The 18,327-nt window shown below is 64.2% G+C and carries 21 protein-coding genes; 13 read left to right on the top strand and 8 right to left on the bottom strand.

The annotated features are described in order from the left end of the window. Window positions 1-18 precede the first annotated feature (18 nt). The 3 genes from ACR0CU_RS00590 to ACR0CU_RS00580 all read left to right on the top strand — a co-directional run bounded on the left by ACR0CU_RS00590 (window position 19) and on the right by ACR0CU_RS00580 (window position 1,577). A complete protein-coding gene (locus ACR0CU_RS00590; protein WP_170444337.1) occupies window positions 19-837 on the top strand; it encodes a cyclase family protein in 819 nt (272 codons plus the stop codon). A 2-nt stretch (window positions 838-839) separates the two neighbouring features. Next, window positions 840-1,235, top strand: a complete 396-nt coding sequence (locus ACR0CU_RS00585; protein ID WP_170444334.1) for a carboxymuconolactone decarboxylase family protein — start codon at window positions 840-842, stop codon at window positions 1,233-1,235. Between the two features lie 123 nt (window positions 1,236-1,358). Continuing rightward, the gene (locus ACR0CU_RS00580) at window positions 1,359-1,577 is read left to right on the top strand and encodes a DUF1127 domain-containing protein (protein WP_170444331.1); all 219 of its coding nucleotides are present in this window, start codon (window positions 1,359-1,361) and stop codon (window positions 1,575-1,577) included. Here the strand turns inward: ACR0CU_RS00580 and ACR0CU_RS00575 are convergent. Genes ACR0CU_RS00575 through ACR0CU_RS00550 form a run of 6 tightly spaced genes read right to left on the bottom strand, consistent with a single transcriptional unit; the run spans window position 1,574 to window position 9,193 of the window. Further along, window positions 1,574-2,872 (bottom strand): aspartate aminotransferase family protein, encoded by a 1,299-nt coding sequence (locus ACR0CU_RS00575; RefSeq protein WP_170444328.1) that lies wholly within the window; start codon window positions 2,870-2,872, stop codon window positions 1,574-1,576. The two genes, ACR0CU_RS00580 and ACR0CU_RS00575, sit on opposite strands and share 4 nt — an antisense overlap. A gap of 10 nt (window positions 2,873-2,882) precedes the next feature. Continuing rightward, window positions 2,883-3,989: a mandelate racemase/muconate lactonizing enzyme family protein gene (locus ACR0CU_RS00570; RefSeq protein WP_170444325.1), complete on the bottom strand. Its 1,107-nt coding sequence runs from the start codon at window positions 3,987-3,989 to the stop codon at window positions 2,883-2,885. Beyond that, window positions 3,986-5,092 carry a mandelate racemase/muconate lactonizing enzyme family protein gene (locus ACR0CU_RS00565; RefSeq protein ID WP_170444322.1) on the bottom strand — a complete coding sequence of 369 codons (1,107 nt, stop codon included), beginning with the start codon at window positions 5,090-5,092 and terminating at the stop codon, window positions 3,986-3,988. The genes ACR0CU_RS00570 and ACR0CU_RS00565 overlap by 4 nt, the downstream gene beginning before the upstream one ends. Next, window positions 5,089-5,667, bottom strand: a complete 579-nt coding sequence (locus ACR0CU_RS00560) for a dimethylsulfonioproprionate lyase family protein (RefSeq protein WP_170444319.1) — start codon at window positions 5,665-5,667, stop codon at window positions 5,089-5,091. The genes ACR0CU_RS00565 and ACR0CU_RS00560 overlap by 4 nt, the downstream gene beginning before the upstream one ends. Further along, window positions 5,664-6,743: an alcohol dehydrogenase family protein gene (locus ACR0CU_RS00555; protein WP_217356749.1), complete on the bottom strand. Its 1,080-nt coding sequence runs from the start codon at window positions 6,741-6,743 to the stop codon at window positions 5,664-5,666. The genes ACR0CU_RS00560 and ACR0CU_RS00555 overlap by 4 nt, the downstream gene beginning before the upstream one ends. After that, window positions 6,740-9,193 carry an FAD-dependent oxidoreductase gene (locus ACR0CU_RS00550; protein ID WP_170444316.1) on the bottom strand — a complete coding sequence of 818 codons (2,454 nt, stop codon included), beginning with the start codon at window positions 9,191-9,193 and terminating at the stop codon, window positions 6,740-6,742. Before ACR0CU_RS00550 ends, ACR0CU_RS00555 begins: the two co-directional genes overlap by 4 nt. Before the next feature lie 68 nt (window positions 9,194-9,261). Between ACR0CU_RS00550 and ACR0CU_RS00545 the strand changes: the two genes are divergently transcribed. From ACR0CU_RS00545 to ACR0CU_RS00500, 10 genes are all read left to right on the top strand, one after another. Then, window positions 9,262-10,149, top strand: coding sequence for a MurR/RpiR family transcriptional regulator (locus tag ACR0CU_RS00545; RefSeq protein ID WP_170444314.1), 888 nt, complete (start codon window positions 9,262-9,264; stop codon window positions 10,147-10,149). Beyond that, entirely contained in the window at window positions 10,146-11,270 is a 1,125-nt protein-coding gene (locus ACR0CU_RS00540; RefSeq protein WP_170444311.1) for an aromatic ring-hydroxylating oxygenase subunit alpha, read from the top strand. The genes ACR0CU_RS00545 and ACR0CU_RS00540 overlap by 4 nt, the downstream gene beginning before the upstream one ends. After that, a complete protein-coding gene (locus ACR0CU_RS00535) occupies window positions 11,254-11,646 on the top strand; it encodes a carboxymuconolactone decarboxylase family protein (protein WP_170444308.1) in 393 nt (130 codons plus the stop codon). Before ACR0CU_RS00540 ends, ACR0CU_RS00535 begins: the two co-directional genes overlap by 17 nt. A gap of 191 nt (window positions 11,647-11,837) precedes the next feature. Continuing rightward, window positions 11,838-13,040, top strand: coding sequence for a 3-oxoadipyl-CoA thiolase (gene pcaF / locus ACR0CU_RS00530; protein ID WP_170444305.1), 1,203 nt, complete (start codon window positions 11,838-11,840; stop codon window positions 13,038-13,040). A 15-nt stretch (window positions 13,041-13,055) separates the two neighbouring features. Continuing rightward, a complete protein-coding gene (gene paaA, locus ACR0CU_RS00525; RefSeq protein ID WP_170444302.1) occupies window positions 13,056-14,048 on the top strand; it encodes a 1,2-phenylacetyl-CoA epoxidase subunit PaaA in 993 nt (330 codons plus the stop codon). A 23-nt stretch (window positions 14,049-14,071) separates the two neighbouring features. Beyond that, complete coding sequence (paaB, locus tag ACR0CU_RS00520; RefSeq protein WP_005978248.1) at window positions 14,072-14,356, top strand: 1,2-phenylacetyl-CoA epoxidase subunit PaaB; 285 nt, start codon at window positions 14,072-14,074, stop codon at window positions 14,354-14,356. After that, window positions 14,356-15,117 carry a 1,2-phenylacetyl-CoA epoxidase subunit PaaC gene (gene paaC / locus ACR0CU_RS00515; RefSeq protein ID WP_170339746.1) on the top strand — a complete coding sequence of 254 codons (762 nt, stop codon included), beginning with the start codon at window positions 14,356-14,358 and terminating at the stop codon, window positions 15,115-15,117. Before paaB ends, paaC begins: the two co-directional genes overlap by 1 nt. A 6-nt stretch (window positions 15,118-15,123) precedes the next feature. After that, entirely contained in the window at window positions 15,124-15,585 is a 462-nt protein-coding gene (gene paaD, locus ACR0CU_RS00510) for a 1,2-phenylacetyl-CoA epoxidase subunit PaaD (RefSeq protein ID WP_170444299.1), read from the top strand. Between the two features lie 10 nt (window positions 15,586-15,595). Further along, window positions 15,596-16,669, top strand: coding sequence for a 2Fe-2S iron-sulfur cluster-binding protein (locus ACR0CU_RS00505; RefSeq protein ID WP_170444297.1), 1,074 nt, complete (start codon window positions 15,596-15,598; stop codon window positions 16,667-16,669). A 13-nt stretch (window positions 16,670-16,682) separates the two neighbouring features. Next, a complete protein-coding gene (locus tag ACR0CU_RS00500) occupies window positions 16,683-17,441 on the top strand; it encodes a Phenylacetic acid catabolic protein (protein WP_170444294.1) in 759 nt (252 codons plus the stop codon). Here the strand turns inward: ACR0CU_RS00500 and ACR0CU_RS00495 are convergent, their stop codons facing one another. Together ACR0CU_RS00495 and ACR0CU_RS00490 are read right to left on the bottom strand one after the other, a co-directional pair. Next, on the bottom strand, window positions 17,442-17,657 hold the full coding sequence (locus tag ACR0CU_RS00495) for a hypothetical protein (RefSeq protein WP_170444290.1): 216 nt from the start codon (window positions 17,655-17,657) through the stop codon (window positions 17,442-17,444). A 71-nt stretch (window positions 17,658-17,728) separates the two neighbouring features. Continuing rightward, window positions 17,729-18,325 carry a TetR/AcrR family transcriptional regulator gene (locus ACR0CU_RS00490; protein WP_170444287.1) on the bottom strand — a complete coding sequence of 199 codons (597 nt, stop codon included), beginning with the start codon at window positions 18,323-18,325 and terminating at the stop codon, window positions 17,729-17,731. Window positions 18,326-18,327 lie beyond the last annotated feature (2 nt).

The raw sequence follows: 18,327 nt of genomic DNA, 5'->3' as shown, positions 1-18,327 counted from the left end.
AGAACAGGGAGTTTTGAAATGTGTGACGTTTGCGTAATGAACGCGGTGAAAGACCGGATGCTGTCGCGTCGATCCTTTTTCAAGGCTGGCGCGGCGATGGCGGCCGGCACGACGCTTGGAACGGTGGCAGCCCCACCGGCGCTGGCCGCAGGCCATGGAGAGGTGCTGGACATGACCCATGTCTACGACGCCGATTTCCCCACCTATTTTGGCCAGCCAGGGATCGAAGCGACCCAGGCCTTCAATTTCAAGGAGCATGGCTTCAACCTGTTCAACCTTGCCGTCAACGAACACACCGGCACGCATGTCGATGCCCCGCTGCATTTCTCGGCGGATGGGCAGTCGGTGGACGAAATCCCGGTGTCGAATCTCGTCTGTCCTCTGTGCGTGGTGGACATTGCCGCCCGCGCGGCCGAGGACCCGGATGCGCAGGTGACCCCCGATGATCTGAAGGCGTGGATCGCTGCAAATGGCGACATCCCCGATGGCGCCTGCGTCGCCATGCATTCGGGATGGGCCGCCAAAACCGCCACGCCCGAATTCCGCAACGCCGACGGCGACGGCAAGATGCATTTCCCCGGCTTCCACGTCGAAGCAGCGCAGATGCTGATCGAAGGAACCGGCGCGGTTGCGCTGGCCGTTGACACCCTTTCGCTGGACCACGGGCCATCGGCCGATTTCGTGACGCATTACGCGTGGCTGCCCACCAACCGCTACGGCATCGAGAACCTGGCCAATCTCGACAAGGTGCCCGCCAGCGGAGCGACGCTGGTGGTCGGCGCGCCGGCCCATCGTGGCGGGTCGGGCGGCCCGGCGCGCATCTTTGCGATGGTCTGAGCATGGCAACGGTTCGCCTGTTGACGGACGAAGAGGTCAGCGCCGAGGCGCTGGCCGTCTTCGATGACATCCGCGCCACCCGCAACACCGATTACATCAACAATTTCTGGCGCGCTCTGGCCCATGACCCGGCACTGCTGAAAGCAACGTGGGAGCGGCTCAAGACCGTCATGGCCCCCGGCGCGCTGGACCCGCTTGTGAAAGAGATGCTTTATGTGGCGGTCTCGGTCGCCAACAATTGCGAATACTGCGTGCACTCTCATTCGGCCGCGGCCCGCTCCAAGGGCATGACCGATCAGATGCAGGCCGAACTGCTGGCGGTGATCGCGATGGCCAGCCAGACCAACGCCCTGGCCACCGCCTTGCAGGTGCCGGTAGACGACCAGTTCAAGGCCTGAGGCTGCGCCTGTCGGGCCAGACTTGCACCAGATGCACAGCGGCTATTCCCTCAAGTGCCTAGCCGCACTGCAGCACCAGGTCTAAATCTCCTTGGTCACATACAGACCAGAGAGGCTCCGCTCATGGCACAGACAAGCACGCACCGCACGGCAATCCTGAACCTGTTCTCGGCCGTCGCCGATGTGTTCAGCGGCATCTATGATGCTTTGATCCGCATGGGCGAAGCAAATGCCAAGGTCATCAAGATCAAGCAACTCAGCGAGTTGACCGACGAAGAACTGGCTGCGCGCGGCCTCAAGCGCGAAGACATCGTTCGCCTGGTGATGGCGGGCGTCTACTAAGACACGCCCGCACTCTGCACTTCGGCCACGGCCTGCGCGGCCTTGGCATAGGCGGCTTCGCACAGGACAAAATCCGCTTCGGTCAGCGCCAGGGACGGATAGGTCTTGCCTGGAGACTTGAACATCCCGTTCTGCATCAGAACCGCATTGAACCGGGTTGCCCCGGCCGTGTCCGCGCGGACCACATCGCGATAATCCCGCACCTTTCCTTTCGTGAACACGATTTCGAACAGGGTCGGATCGCCGATGACGCGATGCGCGACCCCCTGCTTGGTCAGCGCGGCCGAGGCCATGTCCATCAGACGCTGACCATTGGCGCGCAGCCGGTCGTACTGACCGGGACGGTGCAGCACCTCCATCGTCTTGAGCCCGGCCACCGCGGCCACCGGATTGCCCGACAGGGTCCCCAACTGCATCAGCCATTTCTCCGCCCCAACGGCGGATTTGTCAAAATGGGCCATGATCTCGGCCCGCCCGGCGATTGCCGCCAGGGGAAAGCCGCCGCCGATGATCTTGCCCAGCGTGGCGATGTCGGGGGTCACGCCATACAGCTCCTGCGCGCCGCCATAGGCGAAACGAAACCCGGTCACCACCTCGTCGAAGATCAGCACGATGCCGTACCTGTCGGCCTCGTCCCGCAGAAGCTGCAAGAAGCCGGGTTCGGGCGGGATGATGCGTTGCAAGGGCTCGACGATGATGCCCGCGACCTGGTTGCCGTGCTCGGCCAGCAGCGAGCGGATGTAGTCCGGGTCGTTGAACGGCGCGATCAGCATTTCGGCCTGAACGCTGGCCGGTATGCCCGCGCTGTCGGGAACCGCCTGCGGGAAATTCACCATCCGTGACGGGGCCAGGCTCATCTGCGCCTCGGCGCTCATGCCGTGATAACCGCCTTCGAACTTCACGATCTTGTCGCGGCCGGTAAAGGCGCGGGCCAGCCGGATCGCGTACATGTCAGCCTCACCGCCGGACGAGACATAGCGGATCTGATCGGCGCAGGGCACGGCGGCGCAGATTTCCTCGGCCAGTTCGACTGCGCGCGCGTTGTTGGCGAAGAACGTCATGCCCTTGGGCATCTGTTCGGCGACAGCCTCCAACACCTCGGGGTGGCCGTGGCCCAGCAGCATCGGCCCCGAGCCGATCAGCAGGTCGACATATTCCATCCCGTCTTCGTCCCAGACGCGGCTGCCCCGGCCCTCGCGGATGAAGACCGACGGGTCGAAATTGCCAAAGCCGCTGCCGGGCAGAACCGTGCGGGCGCGTTGGCCCCAATCGGATTGGCTGAGATGTCGCGGCATGGTCGCCTCCCTAATCCAGTATCACGTCCGGCGCGCCCAGGAATTCGCGGTCTGGCGCGATGCCCAGGCCGATCCCGTCGGGCGGCGCGATCCGGCCGCCCTTGCGGGTCGGGCCATCCGGCGCCAGCCGCGGCGCGACATAGCCCGACAGGTCGCACACGTTCATCAGGCGCGCCGGTTCAGTTGCTGCGCCCAGATGCAACAGGGCGGCGGTGGTGATGTCAGATCCCCAGGTGTCTTCGACGCACATCTTCGCCCCCAGATGCAGGCACAAATCACGCGCACGGCGCGCAGCCGACAGCCCACCGAATTTCGACAGCTTCACCGCGACCGCGTCCATGCAGCCCAGCGCATGCGCAGCCATCAGGCTGGCGGTGTCGTGTGCGCCTTCGTCCAGCTTCATTGGCAGGCCGGTGGCGGCGCGCACGCGGGCGCAATCCTCGATCGTGGCACAGGGTTGTTCCAGCATGACATCCAAATCCGCGACCGCCCGCCCCACCCGGCTGGCGTCCAACGACGTGGCGCCGCAGTTCCAGTCACCATAGACCAGCGGCCCGTCGCCCACCGCCTCGCGCACCAGACGCAGGCGTTCGACATCGGCCTGCCAATCGGCATCCGCGCCCAGCTTGACCTGGAACTGGGTGATGCCCTGCGCCTGCGCCTCGCGGGCGATGCGGGCCATCTCGGCCGGGGCGATACAGGTGATCGAGTGATAGAGCGGCATCGTCTGCGCCTGCCGCCCCCCCAGCAGCGCGTGCAGGGGCAGCCCTGCCACCTGCCCCGTCAGATCCCACAGCGCGATGTCGATCGCCGATTTGGCATAGACATGCCCCGGCAGGTGCCGGTCCAGCCGCGCCATCAACGCCTCGGGTCCGATCGGGTCGGCGCCCAGCAGAACCGCGGCCATGTCCTGCACCGCTGGGGCCACACCGCGCGCATAGGCGGGCAGGTAATGCGGAATCGGGCAGACCTCGCCCCAGCCGGTCAGATCGTCATCGGTGTCCAGCGCCAGAACCACCGTTTCAACCGTGTCGCAGGCCTTGCCGTCAGCCATGTAATAGGCCTGATGGCTGGTCAGCGGCACATGCCAGAGCGAAATGCGGGTGATGCGGGTCATTGGTACACGGCCTTTGGTTCCCCCAGTGCATCTTCATCCGGGGCTACGCCGAGGCCGGGGGCCTGGGGCAGTGCAAGATGGCCCTGACGGTTGCGCGGGCCGCGCCCGCCCGCGAGGTCCAGCGTCAGCATGTCCTGACAGGCCCAGACGCCCAAGCGGTTGTGGTCGGGGATGGTGGCGGCCAGATGCAGCGCCTCGGTATCGGCCAGAACCGAGCCGCCGGTGGCCATCACATACATGTCGATGCCATGCGCCAGCGCGATGTCCCGCATCCGCGAAGCCTTGGTCAGGCCGCCGACACGGTTGAGCTTGATCCCAAAGACCTCGGCCAGCCCGTCGCGGGCAATGCGTGTGGCGTCCTGCAGGGTGACCAGGCTTTCATCCACGCTGACCGGGGCGGAATGCAAGGCCCGGATGGCGGCGATGTCGTCCAGCGTCTCGCCGGGTTGTTCGAACATCACGCCCAGATCCTCGGTGGCCTTCATCACCCGCAACGCCTGCTGCCGTGTCCAGGCGCGGTTGACGTCATAGAGGATGCGCTCACCCGCCGGGCGGTGCGCCTCGACATCGCGGATGCGTTCTATGTCACGCTCCACGTCGCCGCCCACTTTGACCGAATGCACCCAATAGCCGCGGCCGCGATAGCGATCCATCACCGCGCGGGTTTCCTCGACGGTCTTGGCCCCGACCGAGGAGGCTATCGGCGCGGGGCTGCGCGACCCGCCGCCCATCAGATCGGCAATCGGCAACCCCGCCGCCTGTCCAGCAATGTCCCAGCAGGCCATGTCGATCGGCGATTTGGCATATAGATGCCCGGGCAGCGCGTGGTCCATCGCCCGCTCGACCTCCAGAACCCGACGCGGGTCCAGCCCCAGGACGAAGGGCGCCATGGTCTCGATACCCGCCCGGATGCCCGGCCCATGCGCGGGCACATAGGTGTGGCCCCACGGCGTGCCCTCGCCCCAGCCGGTCAACCCGGCATCGGTTTCGATCTTGACGAAGGTGGCATCCAGTACCTCGAATTTCAGACGTCCGCCGGACAGCCAATAGGGGTGTTCAAGCGGCAGATCGGCGTGAAAGACCGAGATGCGGGTGATCTTCATGCGGCGTCCATCCTGGGCAGGTCGTTCAACCCCTCGCCCCGCCACAGCACGAACGTGAGGATCGGTTGATCCCCCGTGGACATGGCGTGGCTTTGCCAACTTGTGTGCAACCGTGTGCCCTCAGCGCCCACAAAGTCCCGATCTCCGTCAACCTTGAAGACCGCACCGCCCGCCAGCGTCAGGTAAAGCTCCTCGGCCTGATGGCTGTGCCAGTCATAGTCCAGCCCGGCGCCCCAATAGGCGACATAGCCCCGCAGCTGGGTCGAATGGAAATGACCGGTTGGCCCGAACAGCTCGAAGTACCCGTACCGATTGCGGAAATCGGCACCGACCTCTGCCTCGGTATAGGTGCGTTTCCAGTGGGCAAGATGCGCCGCCGACCGGACCGCCTGAACCAACCCCGTTGTCCGGGGTGATCCTGGTTGATCCAGCGCCTGCACCAGTGGTGTGGCGGGGATCGCTCGCGGTTGCAAACCGGTTGCGGTCAGGTCGGTGGGCCAGTTTCCGAATTCGGACAGCGCAGGCAGGGTCTGATGCAGGTGCCGCGCGGCTTCTAGAACGTTTTCCAGGGTCATGGGATCACCACGATGTTGCCGGTATGATGCTTGTCGATGAAGGCCTGCTGGGCCTCTCGCAACTCAGTCAACGGGTAAGTGGCGGCCAACGCTGGCTTGATTTGCCCATTTTCTATGTATTTCACGACATCAAAGAAATTCTGCGGCGTGTTCACGGTTGACCCGGTGAAGGTCAGATCGCGCAGATAGAAGGTGCGCAGGTCGAATTGCACGATCGGACCGGCAATCGCGCCCGAACAGGTATAGCGCCCGCCACGCTCCAGCATGTCGATCAGTTTGGGCCACATCTCTCCGCCCACGACGTCGGCGACGACGGTGATCTTTTCGCCTTTCAGCTCGGCCCGCAGGTTCCTGGGGTTGCGCGGCAGGATGCGATCCGGGCCCAGTTCGGCGACCTCGGGGTGTTTGGCCGCGCTGGCCATGGCGATCACGCGGGCGCCGCGCAGCTTGGACAGCTGGATCAGCGCCCCGCCCACACCGCCCGAGGCGCCGGGGATCAGAACCGTGTCGCCCTCGCCGACCTGCGCCCTGTCCAACATGCCCTCGGCCGTCACGTACGAGCAACTGAAGGTCGCCAGTTCGGCATCGCTCAGGTCGGAGTCGATCGCCGCCACGCCGCGGATGTCGGCCTTGGTGTATTCGGCAAAGCCGCCGTCACATTCCGAGCCGAAGTACCCGGCCTTGTCGCGGTTCATCGGCTCGGACCAGTCGCGCAGCCAGCCCGCCACGATCACCCGCCGACCGATGATCGCAGGATCGGCCCCCTCGCCCACGGCCACGACCGTTCCGACCGCGTCCGCGCCCTGAATGCGCGGGAAGGTCAGGGGCGCACCGCCCCAGGTACTGTCGTCGTCATCCACCTTGGAATAGGCGCCGCCGGTGGTTGCCTCGTCCACCGCCTTGGAATACCAGCCGGTGCGCGTGTTCACGTCCGTGTTGTTCAGCCCGCAGGCACCCACCTTGATCAACACCTCCATCGGGCCGGGTGTGGGCGTGGGCCAATCTTCATGCCATTCGTATTTGTCCAGATCGCCATGCCCGGTCAGGACCATGGCCTTCATGGTCTTCGGGATCATTCCGCTGCCTCCATCGCGATGCCGGTGCGGGGTCGGAGGCTTTGCGGGTCATAGGCGGGTGCGCCCAGGATCCGCCCGCGACGCGGCACGCCCGCAATCACCACCTGCACGTCGGTTCCCGGCACATTGGCCTGCGGTTTGACATAGGCAAAGGCAAGGATCTTGCCGACCGTGTGCCCGTAGGCCACCGAGGCGGTGGAACCCACGACCTTGCCGTTTAGCAGGACCGCCTCGCCGCCATGCCCATCGTTCTGGCCATCCGGTTCGATCTCCAGATAGGCGCAGACCCAGCGCAGATCGGGATCCAGGGTCTGGTCCTTGCCCAGGTAGTCCTTGTCGGTGCGGGCAAAGCGCAGCACGTCGGCTTCGGCCAGGGTGACCTCGTTGGTCAACTCGCCCGCGCCCTTGAAGGCCTTCTCCATCCGCAGCGCGTACATCGCGAACGACCCGTAATCGGCGATGCCATGCGGCGCGCCCGCGGACCAGAGCGCATCGTAAACGGCCAAGGCGCTGTCACGCGGCATGTGCAGTTCCCATCCCAATTCACCGGCATAGGACATGCGGAAAGCCCAGAGCTGGTGACCCGCCACGTCGATTTCCTGCGCGGTCAGCCATTTGAAACCGGTATTGCTCAGGTCGGCATCGGTGCAGGCGGCCAGAACCTCGCGCGACCGGGGGCCATTGAGGCTGAGCGCGGCCCAGTCGTCGGATCGCAGGATGATATCGACGTTTTCTTCGTCGCGATGCTGGGTCAGGTGGTCCAGCAGGCGCTGCTCGAAGAAGGCAGCACAGACGAGGTAGTACCGGTCCTCGGCCAGTTTGACGACCGTGGTCTCCAGCTCGATCCGACCACGGCGGTTCAGCATGTGGGTCAGCGCGATGCCGCCCACCTTTTGCGGCAGGCGGTTGGCAACCAGCCGGTCCAGCAGGGCCCGGGCATCCGGGCCGCTGATTTCGACCTTGGTGAAGGCCGAGATGTCCATGATGCCGACCGCCTCGCGCACGGCCCTGCATTCGGTGGCGACCATGTCATGCACCACATTGCGGCGGAAGGAATAATGGTCACGCTGTTCAACGCCATCCTTTGCGAACCAGCGGGGGCGTTCATGGCCATAGACTTCTTCGAACACCGCCCCCTTGGCTTTCAGCCGGTCATACAGGGGGGACGGCTTGATCGGCCGCCCGGCAAGACGGTTGAAATGCGGAAACGGAATTTCGTGGCGTAGCTTGTAATCCTCATGCGCCTTGGTGACCTGCCAGTCTTTGGTGGCATAGGCCCCGAACCGGCGCGGATCATAGTCGCGCATCGAAATGTCGGCCGCCCCATGCACCATCCACCGCGCCAGTTCGCGCGTCAGACCCGGACCCCAGCCGATGCCGATCTGCGTGCCGCAGCAGCACCAATAGTTTCGCACGCCCGGCGCCGGGCCGATCAGCGGATTGCCGTCGGGCGGGTGCGAGATCGCCCCGTGAACCTCGCGCTGGATGCCCAGATCGGCGAAAATCGGCATCCGGTTCAGGCTTTCTTCCAGCCACGGCATGACCCGGTCGTAATCGGCGTCGAACAACCAGTTTTCATAATCCCACGGGCAATGGTCATGCCAGACCGAGTTCGAATTCTCCTTTTCGTAGATCCCGATCAGCCCGCGCTTCTGCTCCATGCGGATATAGCCCGAGACCTTGCGGTCATCGCGGATCACAGGCAACTCGTGATCGAGGTCCTGGAACTGTGGCACCGGTTCGGTCACGAAATAGTGGTGGGTCATCGAGGTCATCGGCAGTTGTAGGCCAGACCATTCGCCCATCTGCCGGGCATAGGCGCCGCCCGCATTCACCACGTGTTCGCAGCGGATCGTGCCCCGTTCGGTCTCGACCACCCATTCGCCATTGGCCGCCTGGGTGATGTTGGTGGCCCTGCAGCGGCGGATGATCCGCGCGCCCAGCTGACGCGCCCCCGCCGCCATGGCCATGGTCACGTTCGTCGGGTCCACATGCCCGTCATCCGGCGTATGCAGCGCGCCCAGAACCCCGTCGAGGTTGTAGAACGGGTGCAGTTCGGCCACGCGGTCGGGGCCGACCAGTTCGATGTTGAAGCCCAGCGACCGGCCCACCGACAGGGTGTGGCGCAGCCAGTCCATCTCGTCTTCGGTATAGGCCAGCCGGAACGAGCCGCATCCATGCCATGTCACCGCCTGCCCGGTCTCGGCCTCGAGCGCACCGGAATAGAGCCTGATGTTGTAGTCCACGCATTTGCCCAGACCAAAGGAACTGGTCGAGTGGGTGATCTGCCCGGCCGCGTGCCAGGTGCTGCCGCTGGTCAGCTCGGCCTTTTCCAGCAAAACGACATCCGTCCAACCCTCGTGCGCCAGATGATAGGCCAGACCCACGCCCATGACACCTCCGCCCACGATCACTACGCGGGCCTGTGACGGCAGTTCCTTCCCGGACATGATTTTTCCTCTCACCGAGTCGCATTTCTTCTCGACAGGCTAAGGCCACATTTGTACCATCGTCAATCATGAATGACACAAATGTATCAAACACCGTTCTTGACCGGCTGACCCGTGAATGGGACGCCCTGACGCCCGAGGCGCAGAAGGCCGCCCGCTATGTGCTGGAGAACCCGGCGGATGTGGGCGTTTCGACCGTGCGCGAGATCGCCGAGGCCGCGAACGTGAAACCCAACACCTTCGTCCGCATGGCGCGGCAGGTGGGGTTTGAGGGGTACGAGGATTTTCGCGCGCCGTTCCGCGACGCCATCCGCCGAGGCACCGTGTCGTTCCCCGACCGCGCCCGCTGGCTGCAGGAGATCGGCAAATCTGGCGAGCTGGGCGGCCTCTATGCCGACATGGTCGGGGCCGCTATCCGAAACATCGAAGAAACCTTCGCCGGGATCGACGCCACCCGGTTGCAGGCCGCGGCCGAGGCGATCTGGACATCGCGGCAGGTGTTTACGCTGGGCGTCGGCGTCAACAACGCGAACGCGCGCAACTTTACCTATCTGGCCTCGACCGGGATGAAGCAGTTCCACGCCATCCCCCGCCCCGGCTCGACCCCGGTGGACGATCTGGCCTGGGCCGGCGAACAGGACGTGCTGATCGCGATGACCTGTCACCCCTACCGGACCGAGGTGATCGAGGCGGTGAAGCTGGCCCGCGAACAGGGCATGACCGTGGTCGGCATCTCCGACAGCCCCGCCAGCCCAGTCATCCTGAACGCGCAACACGGGTTTGTCGTCGCCGCCGACACGCCCCAGTTCTTTCCGTCATCGGTTTCGACCATCGCGCTGCTTGAGACGCTTCTGTCTTTCGTGGTCGCCCTGTCCAGCGATGAAATCGTCGAGCGTGTGGAGCGGTTTCACCGCCGCCGGCACCAACTTGGCCTCTATGCGGAGGAACCAGAATGACCGCACCGCTGACCCGATCGCTGGAGGCCCGCTATTACACCGACCCGGCAATATTCGAGCAGGAGAAGCAGGGACTTCTGGCCCGCACCTGGCAATTTGCCGGCCATGTGGCGCAGGTGCGCGAGCCGGGCGACTACTTCGCCTTTGAAATCGCAGGCCAGAACCTGTTCTGCATCCGCGGGCGCGATGGTGAAATCCGCACCTTCTACAACGTCTGCCAGCACCGCGCGCATGAGGTGGTGACCGGAGCCGGCAACACCCGCGTCGTCGTCTGCCCCTATCACGCATGGACTTACGAACTCACCGGGCACCTGCGCGCCGGGCCGAACATCAAATCGGTTCCGGGCTTCGACCGCAGCGCGATCTGTCTGACCCCGGTGCGGACCGAGCTGTTCAACGGCTTCATTTTCGTCAACCTCGACGATGACGCCGCCCCGATGGACGACTGGTACCCCGGCGTGCGCGCGGAAATCCGCGCCTTTGTCCCGCAGATCGACGATCTTGAGCCGCTGGAATGGGTCGAGATTCCCGAAAACTGCAACTGGAAGGTCAGTATCGAGAACTACTCGGAATGCTATCACTGCCCGACCAATCACCCGACCTTTGCCACCGGCGTGGTCAAACCCGAGACCTATGACATTCAACCCGATGCAGGCGGCGGATACGTTCTGCGCCATACGACCGAGTGTCAGAGCCTCGACAAGATGACCTATCCCATCGACCTGTCTGTGCCCCATGCGGGTGACTATCAGTCGTGGTTTCTGTGGCCGATGTTCTCGTTCCAGTGCTATCCCGGCAATGTGCTGAACACCTATCACTGGCGCGCGCAGGATGCCGATCACTGCACCGTCTGGCGCGGCTGGTACACCGAGGGCGGATCCGAAAGCGCGGTGATCCGCCAACTGGCGGTGCAGGACCGGGAAACCACGGTCGAAGAAGACATCCGGCTGGTTGAAAGCGTGCATCGCGGCCTGAAATCGCGCGGCTATCGCCCCGGCCCGCTGGTGCTGGACCCGGCTTGCGGCGTAATGTCGGAACATTCGATCGCCCGCTTGCAGCAATGGATGCGCGAGGCGGTGGATACAGATGCAAGCGGAGTAAACGATGGCCGACATCTTTGACGAAGACCTGTTCCTGAAGGGACTGGCGCAGCGCAAGGCGACGCTGGGCGACGAATACGTGGAAAAGAACCTGGCCGCGGCGGATGATTTCACCCGCCCATTTCAGGAGGCCATGACCGCCTGGTGCTGGGGCTTCGGTTGGGGGGACGAGGTGATCAACCCCAAGACCCGCTCGATGATGAACCTGTCGATGATCGGCGCCCTGGGCAAGATGCACGAGTGGGAGACCCACTGTCGCGGAGCCCTGAACAACGGCGTCAGCAAGGAGGAGATTCGGGCGATCATCCATGTCGTCGGCATCTATTGCGGCGTCCCGCAGGCGCTGGAGTGCTTTCGCGTGGCGCGCAAGGTTCTGACCGAAGCCGGTCAGCTTTAGTCGGTTCCTGCCCCGAAGATCGAGATCGCCCGCCCCCGTGCGGGTTTTCTCATGTCGGCACAAATACGTTACCGAATTTCGATTTGGTGCACGATTGCGTTACATTTTCCTTGCCGCGAATCGCTTCCGGGCGTATTACCCGACCAAGCGGTCACTTATTGACCCGGACGCAAGACACGAGGTTCCGACGCATGGACGCTTTCATCTGCGACGCACAGCGCACCCCGATCGGACGCTATGGCGGGGCCCTGTCCCAGGTTCGCACCGACGATCTGGCCGCGATCCCGCTGGCTGCGCTGAAAGAGCGGAACCCGCAGGTGGACTGGGCCAGCCTGGATGACGTGATCATGGGCGATGCCAACCAGGCCGGCGAAAGCAACCGGAACGTGGCGCGCATGGCCGCCCTGCTGGCCGGTTTCCCGGTTCAAGTGCCCGGCACCACGATCAACCGCCTGTGCGCCAGCGGCATGGATGCGGTCGGCATGGCCGCGCGGGCCATCAAGGCGGGCGATTATGACATGGCGATCGCCGGTGGCGTCGAAAGCATGTCGCGCGCGCCCTTCGTGATGCCCAAGGCCACCAGCGCCTTTTCCCGCGCCAACGCTGTCTATGACACCACGATCGGCTGGCGTTTCGTGAACCCGAAGATGCAGCAGATGTACGGCACGGATTCAATGCCGCAGACCGCCGACAACGTGGCCGAGGACTATGACATCAGCCGCGCTGATCAGGATGCCTTTGCCGCGCGCAGCCAAGCCCGCTGGGCGGCGGCGCATCAGGCCGGCGTTTTTGCCGAGGAAATCACTCCCGTCACCATCCCCCAGCGCAAAGGCGACCCGCTGTTGGTGGACACCGACGAACATCCCCGCCCCGGCACCACGGCCGAAAAGCTGGCGGGCTTGAAGGGCGTCAACGGGCCGCACAAGACGGTGACGGCGGGCAATGCCTCGGGCGTCAATGACGGCGCCGCGGCCATTCTGCTGGCCAACGAGGCCGCCGCGCAGAAGAACGGTCTGACTCCGATGGCCCGTGTCGTGGGCATGGCGGTTGCCGGGGTCGAACCCCGTGTCATGGGGATCGGCCCGGTCCCGGCCACCCGCAAGGTGCTGGCCCGCACGGGGCTGAGCATCGAGCAGATGGATGTGATAGAATTGAACGAGGCCTTCGCCGCCCAGGGTCTGGCCACCCTGCGTGAACTTGGCGTGGCTGATGACGCACCCCATGTGAATCCTAATGGCGGCGCCATCGCCATCGGCCATCCGCTGGGCATGTCCGGCGCGCGGCTGGTCATGACGGCGGCCTATCAGCTGCGCCGCACCGGCGGGCGATATGCCTTGTGCACCATGTGCGTGGGCGTGGGCCAGGGCGCCGCGCTAATTCTCGAACGCGTGTAAGGGAGGAGACCCGACATGTACGCTCAGATGATCATGACGGCAGGAACAGGCGTCAAATCCCGCGAGGAAATGACCGAGCAGGAACGCGCCTTTCAGGACAAGATCGACGCCGACATCAAGATCGAGCCCAAGGACTGGATGCCCGACGACTATCGCGCGACGCTGATCCGCCAGATCGGGCAGCACGCCCATTCCGAGATCGTCGGCCAGCTGCCCGAAGGCAACTGGATCACGCGCGCGCCCACGCTGGAACGCAAGGCGATCCTTCTGGCCAAGGTGCAGGACGAGGCCGGGCATGGCCTGTACCTGTACTGCGCCGCCGAAACCTTGGGCGTCAGCCGCGACGAACTGACCGAGATGCTGCTGGACGGGCGGATGAAATACAGCTCGATCTTCAACTATCCAACGCTGAACTGGGCCGATATCGGCGCGGTGGGCTGGCTGGTCGACGGCGCGGCGATCATGAACCAGGTGCCGCTGCAGCGCACCTCGTACGGGCCGTATTCGCGCGCGATGATCCGCATCTGCAAGGAAGAAAGCTTTCACCAGCGCCAGGGCTATGACGCGATCCGCAAGATGGCCGAGGGCACGCCCGAACAGCGCAAGATGGCGCAGGACGCGCTGAACCGGTTCTGGTACCCGTCGCTGATGATGTTCGGCCCGTCCGACAAGGACTCGGTACATTCGGCGCAGTCGATGGCGTGGAAGATCAAGATCAACACCAATGACGAGCTGCGCCAGAAATTCGTGGATCAGACCGTGCCGCAGGCCGAGTATCTGGGCCTGACCATCCCCGACCCGGACCTGAAGTGGAACGAAGAGCGCGGGCATTACGATTTCACCCAACCCGACTGGTCGGAATTCTTCGACGTGATCAAAGGCAACGGCCCCTGCAACACCGACCGCCTGGCCGCCCGCAACAAGGCCTGGGACGACGGCAAATGGGTGCGTGACGGTCTGCTGGAACATGCCCGCAAGAAACGCGCCCGCAAGGTCGCAGCCGAATAACCTGCCCGATAGGAGGACACCTGATGAAAAACGAATGGCCCCTGTGGGAAATCTTCATTCGCGGCCAGCACGGCATGAGCCATCGCCATGTCGGCTCGCTGCACGCGCCCGACGCCGAAATGGCGATCAAGAACGCCCGCGACGTCTATACCCGCCGCAACGAGGGCGTCTCGATCTGGGTGGTCGAGGCCAACAACATCACCGCCAGTTCGCCCAGCGACAAGGGCCCGCTGTACGAACCCAGCGAAAGCAAGGTCTATCGCCATCCGACCTTTTTCGACATCCCCGAAGAAGTGGGGGCGATGTGATGACCCGCGACGAGGCATTCCTGCAATTCCTGCTGCGGATGGGCGACAACACGTTGATCCTGGGCCATCGCGTCAGCGAATGGTGCGGCCACGCGCCGGTGCTGGAGGAGGACATCGCCCTGGCCAACACCGCGCTGGACCTGATCGGCCAGACGCAGATGTGGCTGGGCCTAGCCGGAGAGGTCCAGGGCGAAGGCAAGTCTGCCGATGATCTGGCCTTTCTGCGCGACGCTTGGGATTTCCGCAACGTGCTGCTGGTCGAGGTGCCCAACGGCGATTTCGGCCGCACCCTGATGCGCCAGTTCCTGTTTGATGCCTGGCACTCGATCATGCTGGGCCGGTTGCTGAAGTCGTCTGACGACCGGGTCGCGGCGATTGCCGAGAAGGCCAGCAAAGAGGTCGCCTATCACCTGGAACGGTCCAGCGACACGGTGGTCGGGCTGGGCGACGGCACCGAGGAAAGCCACAGACGCATGCAGGAGGCGCTGGATTACCTCTGGCCCTATGTGGGCGAGTTGTTCGCCAGCGACGAGGTCGATGCCGAGATGGCCGCCGCGGGCATCGCCCCCGATCCGGCCAGCCTGCGCGAGGAATACGACGCGCTGGTTCGGCGCGTGCTGACCGAAGCCACCCTGACCATTCCCGACAGCCGCTTTGCCCACAAGGGCGGCCGCGACGGGCGCATGCATACCGAACATTTGGGTCATCTGCTGACCCAGATGCAATGGCTGCAGCGGGCCTATCCGGGCGCAACCTGGTAAAGCCCGATGAACCGCGCCACCGTAGAGCAGGTCTGGGAATGGCTCGACGCCGTGCCCGACCCCGAGATCCCCGTGATCTCGGTCGTCGATCTGGGCATCGTGCGCGATGTGACATGGGAGGGCGACACGCTGAAGGTTGCCGTGACGCCCACCTACTCGGGCTGTCCGGCGACCTCGATCATCGCGATGGACATCGAAACCGCCCTGCGCGACCACGGCATCGACAAGATCAAGCTGGAGACCCGCATCTCTCCGGCCTGGACGACCGATTGGCTCAGCGACAAGGGCCGCGCGAAGCTGAAGGACTATGGCATCGCACCGCCCCAGCCCGCAGGCGGACCCGACCGCTGCCCGCATTGCGGCAGCACGGCAGTGGAAAAGGTCAGCCAGTTCGGCTCGACCCCGTGCAAGGCGCATTGGCGCTGCACCGACTGCCTGGAACCTTTCGACTATTTCAAGTGCATCTGAGGAGGACCGGATGGCACGTTTTCACGATCTGGAAGTCACCGACATCCACAAGACCATCCGCGACGCGGTCGTGGTCACGCTGAAGCCGGTGAACGGCGCGGCCGAGGAATTCGACTTTGTCCAGGGCCAGTACCTGACCTTCCGCCGCGAATTTGACGGGGAAGAGCTGCGCCGATCCTACTCGATCTGCGCGGGCAAGGATGACGGCGTTCTGCAGGTGGGCATCAAACGGGTCGAGGGCGGCGCCTTTTCGACCTGGGCCAACACCGAGTTGAAAGTGGGCGACAGGCTGCAGGCGATGCCGCCGATGGGAGCCTTCCACACGCCGCTGGACCCGTCCGCGCACCGGCAGTACCTGGGCTTTGCCGGCGGGTCGGGCATCACGCCTGTGCTGTCGATCCTCAAGACCACGCTGGCACGCGAGCCGAATGCGCGCTTCACGCTGGTCTATGCCAACAAGGGCGTGAACACGATCATGTTCCGCGAAGAGCTGGAAGACCTGAAGAACCAGTACATGGGCCGCCTGAACGTGATCCATATCCTGGAAACCGACGCGCAGGAGATCGATCTGTTCACCGGGCTGGTGACCAAGGAAAAATGCGCCGAACTGTTCCAGCATTGGATCGACGTCGAAAACACCGACACCGCCTTCATCTGCGGCCCCGAGCCAATGATGCTGGGCATTGCCGAAGCGTTGCGCGAACATGGGCTGGACGACAGCCAGATCAAGTTCGAGCTGTTCGCCAGCGCCCAACCGGGCCGCGCCAAACGCAAGCAGGACGATGCCGCCAGCGCCGCGCAGGCCAACCAGACCCAGGCGCGGGTCACGCTGGACGGCGCCACCCAGACCATCACCATGCCCAAGGACCAGACCATTCTGGATGCGGCGCTGGAAAACGCGATGGACGCTCCCTTTGCCTGCAAGGCCGGGGTCTGTTCGACCTGCCGCTGCAAGGTGATCGAAGGCGAGGTCGAGATGGTCGCCAACCACGCACTCGAGGATTACGAGGTCGAAAAAGGCTATGTGCTCAGCTGCCAAGCCTACCCGCTGACCGACAATGTCGTCGTCGATTACGACCAGTAAAGGGAGAGGGACCATGGCCGAAGAAATGAGCATCGAAAGCTACCTGGCCGCAGGCGGCGTTCTGACCAACCCGACCAACGTGCCACCCCGATACCGGGCCGAGCTGATGAAGCTGATGGCGACCTTCGTCGACAGCGAACTGGCCGGTGCGGCAGGCTTTGCCGACATCATCAACCAGGGTCCGGGCATCAAGGAACGCATCGCGGCGGCGAAGATCGTTCTGGAAAAGACCGACAATGCCGACCGCGTTCTGAAGATCATGGGCGAGTTCGGCGCGGATACCGACCGCTACGCCACGCATCACCCGTGGACCGCGCGGCTGGACCGTTCCGCCGATATCGGGGCCACGCGCAGCGAACATGACATGCGCCTTGCGGTCTTCAACTATCCGATCGAAGGCTGGACCGATGCGGTGGTGATGAACCTGCTGATGAGCCGGGCCGTGGGCGTGCAACTGGCCGAGTTCGCGCTGGTGTCCTATCAGCCGCTGGCCGAAGCGTTCCGCGCCATCGCCCCCATCGAGGCGCATCATGGTGAATTGGCCTTGGAAGGCGCGGTGAAGCTGTTGGAACAGGGCGCGGCGCCGGCGATGCAGGACTCGGTCAATTACTGGTGGCCCCGGGTGGCCGCAAGTTTCGGCGCGGGCAACCCCGAGCGGATGGAAAAGCTGCGCCAGATGGGCCTGCGCCGGGCCTCGGGGGTCGAACTGAAGAACCGCTGGCTGGCCGAGGCCGCCGAGGTCGTCACGCGGCTGGGCCTGCGCACCCCGTGATCACCGCCCGCTGGGGCGGCTGATCAGGCCGTACTTCAAGGCAAGCGATCGCAGACCGCGATGCCGTGGCCGGGCCACCTTGCCCGTGCCCGCGCCACGCGCACCGGCCTTGCGGTTGAATTCATAGACGTCGATTATGCGCTCGGCGCAGCCGCAGGCCTCGCCCATCCCGACCTTGGCGAAATAAAACTTGTCGAAGCGTTCCGGTTTTTGCATGGCGCCCTCCGACCGCAAGTAAACACCGGGACACCCGAAAAAGCCAAATCACAATGCCGGCGGGACCGCTGCTACAGCGCCTTGACGCCCGACAGGGTCAGGTTGCTGACCAGCGCGGCATAGTCCCGGCGCGCCTGTGCATCGGCACCGGAATTCCACATGTAATACCAGTTCAGCATACCGAAGACCGACATCGTGGCCGAACGCAGCTTGGACCTGTTGCCGCGAAACACGTCCGGAGCGACTTCGGCAATGATGGAACTGAGGAAATTCACCATGTCACGCTGATACTCGCGCAACAGGCGCTGCTGATCCTCGGGCAGAGCCGACATGCCGCTGGTCTGAACCCGGTGTTCGTCATCCACGCCCTGATAGGCCAGCAGGATCTCGGCCACCACGCGGTGCAGCTTTTCGGGCGGGCTGAGGCCTTCCATCTCGAGCCCGCAGATCAGGTCGCGCAGTTCCCGCAGATAGGTCTCGAGAATGTCGAAAAGGATCGCGTCCTTGCTGTCATAGTAGTGATAGATGTTGGCCTTCGATATCCCGCATTCGCGCGCAAGCTGGGTCATCGAGGCGCGGTCGAAGCCTTCGCGGGCAAAGACCCGCGCCGCCGATTTCAGGATCTGGGCGCGTTTCTGGTCGTGATCTTTTGCAATCGTACGGGCCAAAC

It is taken from the genome of Ruegeria sp. BC2 (assembly GCF_056539245.1).
This window is presented reverse-complemented; position numbering and strand designations above follow the sequence as displayed.